Origin of the sequence: Trinickia dabaoshanensis (assembly GCF_002879885.1) — a bacterium.
Classification (GTDB): domain Bacteria; phylum Pseudomonadota; class Gammaproteobacteria; order Burkholderiales; family Burkholderiaceae; genus Trinickia; species Trinickia dabaoshanensis.
Genome location: NZ_PNYA01000018.1, coordinates 1 through 13,673 on the forward strand (window position 1 = coordinate 1; position 13,673 = coordinate 13,673).

The 13,673-nt window shown below is 62.5% G+C and carries 13 protein-coding genes; 6 read left to right on the forward strand and 7 right to left on the reverse strand.

The genetic code is table 11. From position 1 onward, the window contains the following. Positions 1–116 precede the first annotated feature (116 nt). Both C0Z18_RS19165 and C0Z18_RS19170 read right to left on the reverse strand, forming a co-directional pair. The gene (locus C0Z18_RS19165; RefSeq protein WP_102647012.1) at positions 117–1,073 is read right to left on the reverse strand and encodes an AAA family ATPase; all 957 of its coding nucleotides are present in this window, start codon (positions 1,071–1,073) and stop codon (positions 117–119) included. A 192-nt stretch (positions 1,074–1,265) separates the two neighbouring features. Next, the gene (locus C0Z18_RS19170) at positions 1,266–1,802 is read right to left on the reverse strand and encodes a carboxymuconolactone decarboxylase family protein (protein WP_102647013.1); all 537 of its coding nucleotides are present in this window, start codon (positions 1,800–1,802) and stop codon (positions 1,266–1,268) included. Between the two features lie 120 nt (positions 1,803–1,922). On the opposite strand from C0Z18_RS19170, the gene C0Z18_RS19175 reads away from it, so the two are divergent. From C0Z18_RS19175 to C0Z18_RS19185, 3 genes are all read left to right on the forward strand, one after another. After that, entirely contained in the window at positions 1,923–2,903 is a 981-nt protein-coding gene (locus C0Z18_RS19175) for a cupin domain-containing protein (RefSeq protein WP_102647014.1), read from the forward strand. A 138-nt stretch (positions 2,904–3,041) separates the two neighbouring features. After that, positions 3,042–4,340, forward strand: coding sequence for an MFS transporter (gene tcuC, locus C0Z18_RS19180; protein ID WP_102647015.1), 1,299 nt, complete (start codon positions 3,042–3,044; stop codon positions 4,338–4,340). A 55-nt stretch (positions 4,341–4,395) separates the two neighbouring features. Then, the gene (locus C0Z18_RS19185) at positions 4,396–5,178 is read left to right on the forward strand and encodes a substrate-binding domain-containing protein (RefSeq protein ID WP_102647134.1); all 783 of its coding nucleotides are present in this window, start codon (positions 4,396–4,398) and stop codon (positions 5,176–5,178) included. Between the two features lie 7 nt (positions 5,179–5,185). On the opposite strand, the gene C0Z18_RS19190 is transcribed toward C0Z18_RS19185, so the two are convergent. Next, positions 5,186–6,148 (reverse strand): LysR family transcriptional regulator, encoded by a 963-nt coding sequence (locus tag C0Z18_RS19190; protein WP_102647135.1) that lies wholly within the window; start codon positions 6,146–6,148, stop codon positions 5,186–5,188. A 210-nt stretch (positions 6,149–6,358) separates the two neighbouring features. On the opposite strand from C0Z18_RS19190, the gene C0Z18_RS19195 reads away from it, so the two are divergent. Further along, positions 6,359–7,570, forward strand: a complete 1,212-nt coding sequence (locus C0Z18_RS19195; protein ID WP_102647016.1) for a GGDEF domain-containing protein — start codon at positions 6,359–6,361, stop codon at positions 7,568–7,570. Between the two features lie 42 nt (positions 7,571–7,612). On the opposite strand, the gene pcaF is transcribed toward C0Z18_RS19195, so the two are convergent. Then, complete coding sequence (gene pcaF / locus C0Z18_RS19200; protein ID WP_102647136.1) at positions 7,613–8,815, reverse strand: 3-oxoadipyl-CoA thiolase; 1,203 nt, start codon at positions 8,813–8,815, stop codon at positions 7,613–7,615. A 222-nt stretch (positions 8,816–9,037) separates the two neighbouring features. On the opposite strand from pcaF, the gene C0Z18_RS19205 reads away from it, so the two are divergent. Further along, entirely contained in the window at positions 9,038–9,901 is an 864-nt protein-coding gene (locus C0Z18_RS19205; protein WP_102647017.1) for an IclR family transcriptional regulator domain-containing protein, read from the forward strand. A gap of 56 nt (positions 9,902–9,957) precedes the next feature. Here the strand turns inward: C0Z18_RS19205 and catC are convergent, their stop codons facing one another. From catC to C0Z18_RS19220, 3 genes are all read right to left on the reverse strand, one after another. Further along, entirely contained in the window at positions 9,958–10,236 is a 279-nt protein-coding gene (gene catC / locus C0Z18_RS19210; RefSeq protein WP_102647018.1) for a muconolactone Delta-isomerase, read from the reverse strand. A gap of 75 nt (positions 10,237–10,311) precedes the next feature. After that, complete coding sequence (locus tag C0Z18_RS19215) at positions 10,312–11,439, reverse strand: muconate/chloromuconate family cycloisomerase (RefSeq protein ID WP_102647019.1); 1,128 nt, start codon at positions 11,437–11,439, stop codon at positions 10,312–10,314. 104 nt (positions 11,440–11,543) lie between these two features. Further along, on the reverse strand, positions 11,544–12,467 hold the full coding sequence (locus C0Z18_RS19220) for a LysR family transcriptional regulator (RefSeq protein ID WP_102647020.1): 924 nt from the start codon (positions 12,465–12,467) through the stop codon (positions 11,544–11,546). Positions 12,468–12,643: 176 nt separating this feature from the next. Here C0Z18_RS19220 and catA point away from each other — a divergent pair, with 176 nt between their 5' ends. Continuing rightward, positions 12,644–13,579: a catechol 1,2-dioxygenase gene (gene catA / locus C0Z18_RS19225; protein WP_102647021.1), complete on the forward strand. Its 936-nt coding sequence runs from the start codon at positions 12,644–12,646 to the stop codon at positions 13,577–13,579. Positions 13,580–13,673: the final 94 nt, after the last annotated feature.

Below are 13,673 nucleotides of genomic sequence, written 5' to 3' on the forward strand. Positions count from 1 at the left end.
GTGAACATCGTCTCGGTGTAGCCGTCCGCTCCGCGCATCGTTTCGCTCTCAGTGTTGGTCGATTCCTTCTTTCAACGTTTACCCCTCCCGCTCGGATGACGTCTGCGGGAGGTATTTCAACAGCCTGTTAGATCGGGCGGGCGCGCCGTCAAGAGCGCGCAGACGAGCAGCAGATACCGCAGCGTGCCGTCCGACAACTCCGCGGCCGTCAACGGGCGCATCAGTCCGTCTTGGTGAAAGCGTAACGAGAATAGCCCCCCGGGCTCGCTGTCGATCGTGACGCTGGCCCCGGGGAACGCATCGGCAACGGCATCGTCGAGCGCCGTTCGATCGCCGATCTCACGAATGGTCTGCCAGGCCGCCGCTAGATCTCGGCCATCGTGATGCAAGACCGCGGTCCGCGTACCGATTTGGGAACGGCGGGCGGGCGCGTCGGGATCGATGCGGAAGTGATCGTAAAATCGCCAGCTTCGCATCGATTCGCGGACGTGAAACACCTCGGGGCTTACCGAGTCTCTCCCGATCTGCGAAAAGAGGCTTTCGTACCGCGGCAGGCCCTGCGTCACGACGGCCCACCCGTCATCCGTTCTACGGCGTACCACGCCCCCCTCGCGATCCACGAGAATGGCGGCAGGACGCACGACCGGGCCGGCCCAAATTGCCTCCCGTTTGAATTCCGGATCGAGCGAGAACGATGACGGCGTGAGTCTGTCTTCGTTCCCGTAACCCGTCACGATGCCCATGCTGACCGCGTAGCCAAACTCGTCACCGCTGAAGCCAAGCCTCAGACGAGGCGGCGGCGACCCTTTAGCGGACCGCTGCACGAGAACCTCGCCTCGCCGCATCCTGCCCGAGCGATCCTCCGGCCCCGCCCAAAGAACCGACTGCAGGCCCCCTTCCCTCGCGAGCGGGCCGACGATGCCGTCGCGCGCAACGCCGGACAAAAGACTCAATGCCCGATACAGATTGGACTTCCCGCTGCCGTTCGCGCCCGTGACCACGTTCAGGTTCGTCAGCGGCACAACTAGCTCGCGAATCGATCGATAGTTGGAAATCGCAAGGGCGGTCAGCATAGGTGATCCTGATCGGTATCGGGTTCAAAGCGCGGTTGAAATCCCGAATCCATCGAGCGCGACAGACAGACCCGTCTAGCGTCCGTCTGTCCGCGATGCTTTCGCCTGCGATTTCAAATACGCCACGTGCCGAAATAATACCCATCCGAATACGGAGCGGCATGTGGCTCGCGCCCTATGCAACTCCGCGAACTACGCGACCGCCGGGAAGTCCAGCGTCGTATCGTTCACGCGATTCACGAGATTCGTGAACGTAATCGACGCAATGGCGAGATTGATTTCGATGAGGTTGCGATCGGAGTAGCCAGCCGTGCGCACCGCATCGACAACCGCCTCGGGCACCGTTCCGCGTGTGCCGACCAGTGCGCGCACGTAGGCCGCCAACGCGTCGCGCTTCGCATCGCCGGTTGCACCGCCCGCACGCACCTGCTTCATATCGTCGCTCGATAGCCCGGCGAGTTTGCCCATCAACGTATGCGCGGCGACGCAATAGTCACAGCCCACGTGCTCGCTGACGACGAGCTTGATCACTTCGATATCCGGCTTGCCGAGCGTACTCGCGGCAACGGCCCCGTCGAACGCGAGCGCCGCGCTGAGCGCTTCGAGACTATGCGAGCCGATGGTCGCGTAGGCATTGGGTACCTTGCCGGCGGCCTTCTTGATCTTTGCGAACACCTCGGCGGCCGGGCCGGTGGCTTCTTCGGGGCGAATGGTGGCGAGACGGGACATGAACGGACTCCTTTCGGGTTGATTGGGTTAGCCATGTTCGATGGCATGGGAGAGAGTTTAGGCCCGCAGGACGAGCTTATTAATGCCATAATTCGGCAACTTCATGCTCAAACGTCTCACATGGAATTACTGGACCGACTGCTCTCGCTGATGCCTGTCACCGGACGGCTGGATGTACGGTGTCACTTCGGCTCCCCGTGGACCATCGACCATCCCGAGTCGAACGAGTGGGAATTCCCGTATCACGTGCTGTTGCGTGGCGAGGCGGTCGTCGAAAGCGATGCCGGCGGGAAGAGCGCGCCCGCGATCCGGATGAAAGCCGGCGATATCGTGCTCTTCCCCTCCGGTAGCGCTCACCGGTTGCACGACGGCAGCGGCGACCGGCCCCGGGCTACGCGCAAACGGAACAACAACGGATTGACCATTGCGACGAACGGCGGCGCAAACGAAGGCGCCGATGTATTGTGCGGGCGCTTCGTGCTCCCTGCCGTCCCGCAGCGGTTGATGCGCGACCACCTGCCCGGACGCCTGATCGTAAGCAGCGTGATCGAGGGTGAGGGGCGCTCGCGAGAGGCGGCGTTTGCCGCCACCCGGCTCGCCCGCGTCATTGAATTGATGCGAGAGGAAGCATTCGAGCAGCGGCCGGGCTTCGCGACGGTCGTCAATCAGCTTTCGGGCGCTCTGTTCGCGCTCACCCTGCGTTGCGCCTCCGAAACCGACCAGGCGCCGCGAGGCTTGCTTGCGCTTGCTCAGCGTCAGCGCCTGCAACCGGCACTCGCGGCCATGTTCGACGAGCCTGAAAAACCATGGACGCTTCCCAGCCTGGCTGAGCTCTGCCATATGTCCCGCGCTACGTTCGCGCGCCATTTCGACGAAGCGATCGGCCGCTCAGCGGCCGACGTACTCACGGAAATTCGCATGGCGCTTGCCGGCCGCAAACTCGCTCAAACCGGCATGTCGATCGCCGAAATCGGCGAAGCGGTGGGCTATCGATCCGAAGCCGCGTTTCAGCGGGTCTTCAAGCGACAGGTAGGCGTGACCCCGGCGAAATGGCGCGCCGATTCCACAAGACAAGCGTTGCCGGAAGCAACCGCCCGCTGAATATTGCCGTTCATTGATAACCGAAAAACATCAATCCTTCGAAAAATTGCAATTAACGTTCGATCGATTGCGGGAGAACATCCCTGAAACGCCGAAGAGCGGACCATCGCCCATTTCGGCATCTCAGGAGACACATCGATGCACCCCTCCCCCTCTACCGTTGCGCGGGGCCGTTCGAAGGCCGCCGTGGTCTTTCGCGTCACGGCCGGAAATTTTCTTGAACAGTTCGACTTCTTTCTGTTCGGCTTCTACGCCACGCAAATCGCCAACGTCTTCTTTCCTTCCGGAAGCGAATTCGCCTCGTTGATGATGACGTTCGCCGTCTTCGGCGCCGGCTTTCTCATGCGTCCGCTGGGCGCGATCGTGCTCGGCGCGTACATCGACGACGTGGGCCGCCGCAAAGGCCTCATCGTCACGCTCTCGATCATGGCGAGCGGCACGATCCTCATCGCATTCGTCCCCGGCTACGCGACGATCGGCCTTCTCGCGCCCGCGCTCGTGCTCGTGGGCCGGCTTCTGCAGGGATTCTCCGCGGGCGCGGAGTTGGGCGGCGTATCCGTGTACCTCGCCGAAATGGCGACGCCCGGCCGCAAAGGCTTCTTCACGAGTTGGCAATCGGCGAGTCAACAGGTGGCGATCGTCGTGGCCGCGGGTCTCGGCTTCGGGCTTCATGAATGGCAAAACGCGACGACCATTGCGGCGTGGGGATGGCGGCTCCCATTCTTCGTCGGCTGCATGATCGTGCCGTTCATCTTCCTGCTGCGCCGGAATTTGGAAGAGACACAGGAGTTCAAAGCACGCCGGCATCGCCCGAGCATGCGCGAAGTGTTTCAAACGCTCGGCCAGAACTGGGCTGTCGTACTCGCCGGCATGATGCTCGTCGCCATGACCACCGCGAGCTTTTATCTGATCACGGTGTACGCCCCGACGTTCGGCAAGACCGTCCTGCACCTGAGCACCGCCGATAGTTTGCTGGTCACGCTGTGTGTCGCCGTGTCCAACTTCGTATGGCTTCCGATAGGCGGCGCGCTATCCGACCGGATCGGCCGCCGGCCACTTCTTACGGGCATGACGATATTGAACATCGCGACCGCCTATCCGGCACTCTCCTTGCTTGCCCATGCGCCGAGCTTCCTGAACATGCTGCTCGTTCTTCTCTGGCTCTCGTTCATGTACGGCCTCTACAACGGCGCAATGGTCGTCGCGCTGACGGAAGTGATGCCGGCGCAGGTACGCGTCGCCGGCTTCTCGCTGGCGTATAGCCTCGCGACCGCCGTATTCGGTGGCTTCACGCCCGCTATCTCGACGGCGCTGATCCATATGACCGGAGACAAAGCGGCACCCGGCTACTGGATGAGCTTTGCCGCGGCGTGCGCCCTTGTTTCGACGTTCGCACTGTATCGCCGCCGCGCAACGACGTTGAGTCCGGCGCACTGAGCGAGAGCTTAATCGGCATCGCCCAAATCCCATCCGATCCAACACGACTCCGATGATGAAAAACCTGTTTTTGAAGCTATGCGCGGCAGCGCTCGTCGCAACCTCGGCCGCGGCGGCGAACGTACAGGCCGCCGATCTGCACGTCATGACATCCGGCGGCTTTACCGCGGCGTACAAGGTGCTCGGCCCTAAGTTCGCCGCCAAGACCGGCGATACGCTCGACACCGCGCTGGGCCCCTCGATGGGGAAATCGCCCGAAGCCATTCCCAATCGGCTCGAGCGCGGCGAGCCCGCCGACGCCGTCATCATGGTGGGATATGCACTCGATAAATTGATTGCGGACGGCAAGATCATCCCCGGATCGCGCGTCGAGTTGGCCGATTCACGCATCGGCATGGTCGTGCGCGAAGGCGCGCCCAAGCCCGATATCGGCACGCCGGACGACCTGCGTCAGGTGCTGTTGCATGCCAAATCGATCGCCTACTCGGACAGCGCCAGCGGTGTCTACATCGAGCGGGAGTTGTTCAAGAAGCTCGGCATCGAAGATCAGGTCAAGTCCAAGGCCGAAATGATTCCGCGCATTCCCGTCGCCTCTGTGGTGGCCAAGGGCGACTATGAAGTCGGCTTTCAGCAAGTCAGCGAATTGCTGCCGGTGAAGGGAGCGACCTTTGTCGGAAAGATTCCCGAATCGCTGCAATCGGTCACGCGCTTCGCCGCGGGCATCCCCGTCAACGCGCAGCATCCGAAGGAAGCGAAAGCCTTGCTCGAGTATCTCGCGTCACCCTCCGTTCAAGCGGAAGTGAAATCGACGGGGCTCGACAGCGTGTCCCCTCGTTGAAACCGAGCTACCGAGAGACTCGCCGTTTCGATTTCGAAGATGCGCCGATTTCCGCGGTATCGGCGCCTACAGCGCCGCCGCGCTTCGTCTCGACAATCGTCTTGTGAAACTCCAGGGCGGCCGGCGTAAGCGGCCGCCCACGCCGCCTCACGATCCCGACGCGCCGCTTCACCACGGGCTCGACCAGCGGCACACTCGTGAGCACCGGATGATCGCGTCCCGGCATCGCCATCGACGGCACGGCCGCGACACCGAGCCCCGCTTCGACGAGCCCGAGCATCGTCGTGACGTGTCGCGTCTCGCAGACGCTCGGCGCGCGCGGCGCGACGGCCGACAACGCCTGATCGAGCAGTAGGCGGTTGCCGGAAGTCTTATCCACCGAGACGTATTCGTACTCGTAAAGCTCGTTCCAGGTCACGCGCTTTTTATTCGCCAACGGGTGATCGCGACGACAAGCGGCAACGAAGCGCTCTTGCAGCAGCACTTTGAATTCGACCTCCGCGTCCTGGCTGCCGATAAAGCTCACGCCGAAATCGGCCTCGCCGCTCATGACGGCAGCCAGCACGTCGTTTGCGCTCGAATCCAACAGCTTGACCCGGATGCGCGGAAAGCGGCGACGATACGTCGAGATGACGGCCGGCAGGAAGTAGTAGGCCACCGACGGCACGCAGGCGATGGTCACGTGACCCATCCGGCTCGACGACACGTCGCGTATGCCGAGCAACGCGACGTCGAGGTCGTCGAGCAGTTGTTCCGCGCTTGGCGCGAATACGCGGCCGACGGTGGTGAGCGTGACGCTTCGCGTCGTTCGCTCGAATAGACGCACGCCGAGCGCTTGCTCGAGCTTGTCGATGCGACGGCTCAGTGCCGGCTGCGAGATGTTGACGGCCTCGGCGGCCTTGCGGAAGCTACCCAACTCAGCCACAGCGCGAAACGCCTGCAAATCGTTCAAATCGAAGTTGATGCCCATGGGAATGCTCCGCGTTTCGGATGCGGACATTTTGCATCAGCCGATTCAAGGCGACTGAGCCGGCGCCGATCTTTTTCGGCTAAAGTGGCTTCGCATCGCAACCTGCTACCATTCCGTCACCCTTTCTCAAGAATGAGCGGCATTTGCCGTTAATTCAGTTCGTCCATCACCCTTTCCTCGTCGTGGCGGGGACGCGCTTTGACAACCGCGATGAGAGTCGATTTAGCCACCCTTTACTTTTTAATAATCGGAACGTTGCTAGCGAGTTCCGCCATGATGTACTGGGAGCACCTATCGCATCCCAAGCGGAGCAAGGAGCTACGCACGCTGGCGGTTGGATTTGCGACGCTGGGCGCCGGCTGCGCGGTGGCTGCATTTCGGCGGGAATGGCTGGGCACCGCCGGCGCCGCCGTGAGCAATCTCGTCATTCTGGGCGGTTATCTCCTCGTTCTTCGCGGTGTCGCGGCATTCAACGGCCGACGGTACTTGCGGTGCTCGGTAGCATTGCTGCTCTTGATGGGCCTAACGTGGGCCGTAGCCGGCGTGCGCTGGCAAGCCGCCGTTTGGCTCTACGTGAGTGCCGTTCCGATCGCGCTAGCAACCGCCATGACGGCACGGGAATTGATGCGCACCGATGGAATGCCCGCCGTTCAATCTCGACGTGTCGCGGTCGCAGTGACGAGCGTCCACACGTTGTTTTATGCAGCCAGGGCGTTCGGCCTGCCATGGCTGTACTCCATCTACGGGGTGCGCGCACTATCGGTTTCCAGCGAAATCACCATGTACGAAGGGGTGCTCTATTCCGTCGTCTTGCCGATGACCCTATTACGTCTCACGCGCGAAGAAGTGCATGGCGAATTGTTGCAGGAGTCTCGTTCGGATTATTTGACTCGCTTGGGCAATAGACGGTTGTTCTTCGAGGAGGGAGAGCGAATCGTCAACGAGTCCGCGACGCATCGGCAACCGGTCGCATTACTCGCGTTCGATCTCGACCGCTTCAAGAAAATCAACGATCGCTATGGGCACAAGACCGGTGACGAGGTGTTGAAATCATTCGCGGATACGGTCCGCGCCACCGCGAGCGCGGACGCGATTCTCGCGCGAATCGGTGGCGAAGAGTTCGCGGCCCTGCTGCCGGGCTGTGACAGCCACCGCGCGAGCAAGGTTGGCGAGGCCGTTGCGCACCGGTTCGCCGCGACGTCGCATAGCGTCGACGGCGACACCTTTCGCGCCACCGTCAGCATTGGTCTAGCGGTGCCGGGCCGCGGCACAGCGTCGCTTGCCGATCTGCTCTCGGCCGCCGACCAAGCGTTATATCGAGCCAAGTCGCTCGGCGGCAACCGGCTCGTTCACTACGACGACTGCCGCGAAGACGTCGATGCCGAGGACGCACGCCGAGAAAGTCTGCAGCCGCCTGCTTGACGCGCGATACCGCAAGGCGGCCATCAGCGCCAATTCGTCGTTTCAGACCCGCTCCAGCACGAGCGCGATCCCCTGCCCCACGCCGATACACATCGTGCATAGCGCGTATCGGCCGCCGGTACGGGCAAGCTGATACATCGCCGTCGTCGCAAGCCGGGCCCCGGACGCACCGAGTGGATGCCCCAGCGCGATCGCCCCGCCGTTCGGGTTCAGCCGCTCATCGTCGTCCGAGATCCCGAGCGCGCGTCCCACAGCCAGCGCTTGCGCGGCAAATGCTTCGTTCAACTCGATGACGTCCATCTGCTCCAGGGTCAAACCAGCCACGCGCAGCACCTTGCGCACGGCGTCGATGGGCCCAACGCCCATGATGCGCGGCGCAACACCCGCCGTCGCCATCGCCACGATGCGAGCGCGGGGCCGCAAGCCGAATTTAGCCGCGCTGCGTTCGTTCGCCAGCAACAATGCACATGCACCGTCGTTCACGCCCGATGCATTGCCCGCCGTCACCGTCCCATCAGGCCGCACCACTCCTTTGAGCTTGGCAAGCGCCTCGAGCGTCGTTGCGCGGGGATGTTCGTCCTTCGCCACCCAGAGCGGGTCCCCCTTTTTCTGGGCCACGGCGACCGGAACGATCTCTTCGGTAAACCGCCCGCTCTCTTGCGCCGCCGCCGCACGCTGCTGACTACGCAGCGCAAATCTATCTTGATCGTCACGGCCGATCGCGAACTCGCTCGCCACGTTCTCCGCCGTCTCGGGCATCGAATCGACGCCATACATCGCCCGCATCGCAGGATTGACGAAACGCCAGCCGATGGTCGTATCTTCGATCTTGGCGGCGCGGCTGAACGCGCTTTCCGCCTTGCCCATGACGAACGGCGCACGGCTCATGCTTTCCACGCCGCCTGCAATCATGAGCGCAGTCTCGCCGCTCTTGATCGCCCGCGCCGCGATACCCAGCGCATCGAGCCCCGACCCGCAAAGCCGATTGACCGTGCTGCCCGGAATCTCTTCGGGCAAACCGGCGAGCAGCGTCGCCATGCGGGCGACGTTGCGGTTGTCCTCCCCCGCCTGGTTCGCGCAGCCGAAGATGACGTCGTCGATCGCGCTCCAATCGACCGTGGCGTTGCGCTCGATCAGCGCTTTGATCGGCACCGCGGCCAGATCGTCGGCGCGCACCGATGCCAGTGCACCGCCGTAGCGACCGATCGGCGTTCGAATTGCGTCGCAGATATAGGCGTTTTCCATCTCGGATCCTTTGCGTGCGCCGGCCGCCCCGGCTTCATGGTCATGACATTCGATGAGGCAATCTTGGGGTTGCTCAACACCCTCGTCAAGTGCGATCATCAGAATACTGTGCGATTATCGATCATCTGGCGAACCAATTGCATCGAAGCGCCTGCCGTCAACGGCAACCTTCGCGCGTATAACGCCCCCATCGCTATAATTCGCCCAGCTAAAGGAACTGCCATGAAACGAGCGAGCCGCCGCACCGAACCGGAAACATCTGAACAAATCGTCGAGCATGCCGGCGCCGAACAGGAGAGCAACGAGCCCGTGGCGGATGCCGCGTCCGCCGGCGATCCTAATTTCATGACTTCGCTCGAACGGGGCCTAGCCGTTCTCCAAGCCTTTTCGCAGGAGCGCCGAGTGCTGACGACGTCCCAGATCAGTCAGCGCACCGGGATTCCGCGCGCCGCCGTCAGACGGTGTCTTTACACGCTCGCGAAATTGGGCTTCGTGGCCGAGGAGGACAACCGCCTGTTTTCGCTTCGTCCGCGCGTGTTGAAACTTGGCCACGCCTACCTCGCGACGACGCCGCTCGCTCACGCGGCGCAGCCCGTGTTGCGCCATCTCAGTGCCACGCTGAACGAGTCGAGTTCGGTCGCCATTCTCGACGGCGATGAGATCCTGTACATCGCACGCGCATCGACTTCGCGCATCATGTCGATCGATCTTCACATCGGCAGCCGCCTGCCCGCCTATTGCACGTCGATGGGCCGCGTGCTGCTGGGGCAATTGAGCGCCGAGGCGCTCGACGCCTATCTAGATCGCACGAAACTCATTCAATACACGCCGCGTACGATCGTTTCCCGCGAGGGCTTGCGCGACACGATCGCTTCCGTGCGCACCAACGGGTATGCCCTTAACGATCAGGAATTGGAAATCGGCTTGCGCTCGATCGCCGTGCCGATTCATGGCGCCGAAGGGCGGGTGATCGCCGCGCTCAACGTCGGCGTGCAGGCGGCGCGCATGTCGCCGGCCGAAATGGAAAGCCGCATTTTGCCGGCTCTGCGCGAGAGCGCTGGGGAATTGGCACTGCTCGCGCTATGAAGTAGCCGGGAGTAGGCGCCGCTAAGCGCCGATCCCGAATGCGCCGTGCCGTAATTTCAACGAATCGACGACGGATGACGCGCAAGCGCCGTCACCTGCAACGTCATGTAGGGGAACAACGGCAGCGACGAGAGAATCGTGTGCAGTTCGTCGTTCGAATCGACGTCGAAGACACTGTAGTTCGCGTACTCGCCCACGATGCGATGCAACTGTTGCCACTTCCCCGCTCGCTGCAACTCCTGCGAGTAGGCTTTTTCGCGGGCTTTGATTTCCTCCGCCTGTGCCTGCGGCATATCGTGCGGCAGGTGCACATCCATTCTTACGAGAAACAGCATGCTGGCTCCTTCAAAGGTGATGCCCGGTTTGTAGCCTGAGGGGCACGCGACGCCGATATCGACAGCGGCGCGTGTTTACGCATCTTTGTCGCGACGGTAAAAAGCGAGCTTATCTTCGTCGATCTGCAGACCGAGCCCGGGGCCTTCGGGAAGATGGAGATCGAAGTCCCGGTAGGCGGGGCGCGCCGTAACGATGTCATCCTTGAGCAAGAGCGGCCCGAAGAGCTCGGTGCCCCACGACAGTTGCGGCAGCGCGCTGAATCCGTGCGCCGAGGCAATCGAACCGATACTGCCTTCGAGCATCGTTCCGCCGTACAGTTGGACGCCAGCCGCGTCGGCAACGGCCGCGGTCCGCATCATCGCGTAGATGCCGCCGGCCTTCGCGATCTTCAGCGCGAAGACATCCGCGCAGGCATCGCGCGTGAGATCGAGCGCATCTTCGGGACCCGTGATTCCCTCGTCCGCCATGATGGGAACGATGAACCGCGCGGCAAGCCGCGCAAGCGCCCCGCGATGCTCGCGTGGAGTCGGTTGTTCGATGAGGTCGATGCCGGCGGCTTCCAGCGAGGCGATACCCGCCGCCGCATCGATCTCGCTCCATGCCTGATTGACGTCCACCGTCACCTTCGCCCGGTCGCCGAGCGCGGCTTTGATCTTCGACACGTGCGCCACGTCTTCGCGGACGCTACGACGGCCGATCTTCAACTTAAAGGTATGGTGACGACGCTCCGCGAGGAGCATCTCCGCTTCCTCGATATCGCGGCCGGTGTCGCCGCTTGCAAGCGTCCACAGCACGGGCAGCGTCTTGCGCACGGCCCCGCCGAGCAGCGCCGACACCGGTACGCCGAGCCGTTTGCCTTGCGCATCGAGCAGCGCCGTTTCGATGCCGGACTTGGCGAAGCGATTGCCGCGCGCCGCCTTGTTCAGCTTGACCATGGCGGCGTTGATGTTGGTCGCGTCGTGTCCGGCCAGCGCGGGCGCCAGGTACCGGTCGATTGTCAGCTTGATGCCTTCGGGGCTTTCTTCCCCATACGACAGGCCGCCGATCGTCGTGGCCTCGCCGATGCCTTCGATGCCGTCGCTCGAGCGCAGACGGACGATCACCATGGTTTGTTGCCGCATCGTCGCCATGGAGAGCTGATGCGCGCGAATGGTCGGAAGATCGACCAAGATCGCTTCGACGGATGTAACTTGGGCGTTCATACCTGAAATGACGGAGTGGGTGAGTTGCGGCAGTATTGCCCGGCCGTTCCGCGCCTGTCCAAGACCATCGACGTCTGATGCGATACCTCCCAGGTATGAGACTCTTATCGTCCCTTGTCGGTGCGCGGCAGGTAGGGAATCCGCTCTTCCTCATACAAGCGGTAGATGAGTTCGAGCATTTCCTTGATGTCGCGCGACTCGTCCATGGCACGCATGCTCATGATGATCGGCGAGACGAGCGTTGGATCGTCGAGCTCCATATAGCTCACGTCGTCGCGCTTGAGTCCGTACACACTGCTCGGCACCACCGCAATGCCCTCCCCCGCCGCGACCAGCCCCAGCGCGATCTGCAGTTCGCGGACTTCATAGATGCGCCGAGGGGTGAGCGCCCGGTCCTGAAACGCGGAGAGGACTTGGTCCGCGTAGCTGGGGCGCGGCGACTGGGGAAAGATGATGAGCGTCTCGTTGACGAGATCGCGCAGCGACAGCGCAGGCTTTGCGAGCGAAAGCGCATGACCGACCGGCAGCGCGACGATCAATTTTTCCTCGCGCAGAATCACGCGACGAATGTTCGGGTCCTCGTGCCGGATGCGGCCGAAGCCCACGTCGATGCGGCCATCTTTGAGCGCGCGCAGTTGGTCCATCGTCGACATCTCGTGCAGACTCAACTCGACCGTCGCGTTCTCGTCGCGAAAGCGGCGGATGATTTTCGGGAGCATCCCGTAGAGCGTCGAACCGACGAAGCCCACCGATAGACTGCGTTCGATGTTGCCGACGCGCCTCGTCATCGATTCCAACTCGCTCGTCTGCGCAATCAACTGCACCGCATGCGAGTAAAAGAACTTCCCCGTCTCCGTCAGTTTCAACGGCCGCGAGTTTCGCTCGAACAACTGCACGCCGAGCGATTCTTCGAGCTGCTGTATCTGCCGGCTCAACGGCGGCTGGGCGATGTGAAGCCGCTGCGCCGCGCGCGTGAAGTTGCGCTCCTCGGCAACCGCTACGAAGTAGCGAAGGTGTCGCAACTCCATTTCAATACCTCTTGGATATGGACCGATACTAAATCAGTGTTGGACCTGCCTGTTTTGCGTCCTCTATTCTGCCTCTACATGCTGATTTCCGTCCGAATTATACCTTCTGAGCATTATCGGATTGGATCGAGGCGAGGGTTAACCCCATCGACGATAACGAGAGTCAGGAGCAGACAATGAGCGTCAAGGTATTCGAATCGAGCGAAGTGCAGGACCTGCTTACGGCAGCGGCCAACCTCGGATCCGGCGAGGGCAACGATCGCGTCAAGCAGATCACGCATCGCCTGCTGAGCGACTTGTTCAGGGCGATCGACGAACTCGACATGACGCCCGATGAAGTCTGGGCCGGCGTGAGCTACTTCAACAAGCTCGGGCAGGACGGCGAAGCCGCATTGCTCGCGGCCGGCCTCGGGCTCGAAAAGTATCTCGACATCCGCATGGACGCCGCGGACCGCGAGGCAGACATCCACGGCGGCACGCCGCGCACCATTGAAGGTCCGCTCTACGTTGCGGGCGCACCCGTGCGCAACGGCGTCGCCAAGATCGACCTGAACCCGGACGAAAACGCCGGCCCGCTCGTCATTCGCGGCACGGTGACGGACCCGAACGGTAAGCCGGTGAGCGATGCGCTCGTCGAATGCTGGCACGCCAATTCGAAGGGCTTCTACTCGCACTTCGACCCGACCGGCGCTCAAGACGACTTCAACCTGCGCGGCGCCGTGAAGACCGGCGCCGACGGCAAGTATGAATTCCGGACCCTGATGCCCGTCGGCTACGGCTGCCCGCCGCAAGGCGCGACGCAGCAACTGCTCAACGCGCTGGCGCGTCACGGCAACCGCCCCGCCCATGTGCATTTCTTCGTCACGAGCGAGAAGACACGCAAGCTGACGACGCAAATCAACATCGAAGGCGATCCGCTCATTTGGGACGATTTCGCTTATGCGACGCGCGAGGAACTCGTGCCGCGCGTGGTCGAGAAAACCGGCGGCACCGCGCTGGGCCTCAAAACCGACGCTTACAAGGAAATCGAGTTCGACATCGCGCTAACGCCGCTGGTGCAAGGCAAGGACAACCAAGTGGTCAATCGCCCGCGCGCATCCGTCACGCTCTAATCGCATCCCCGGCGGCTCGCTCATCGCGCGGCCGCCTTCTTTCGCCCGAACTATCCGAGCCGATGCCGAGGGCTTCCCTGCGAAGCCCGCGAAG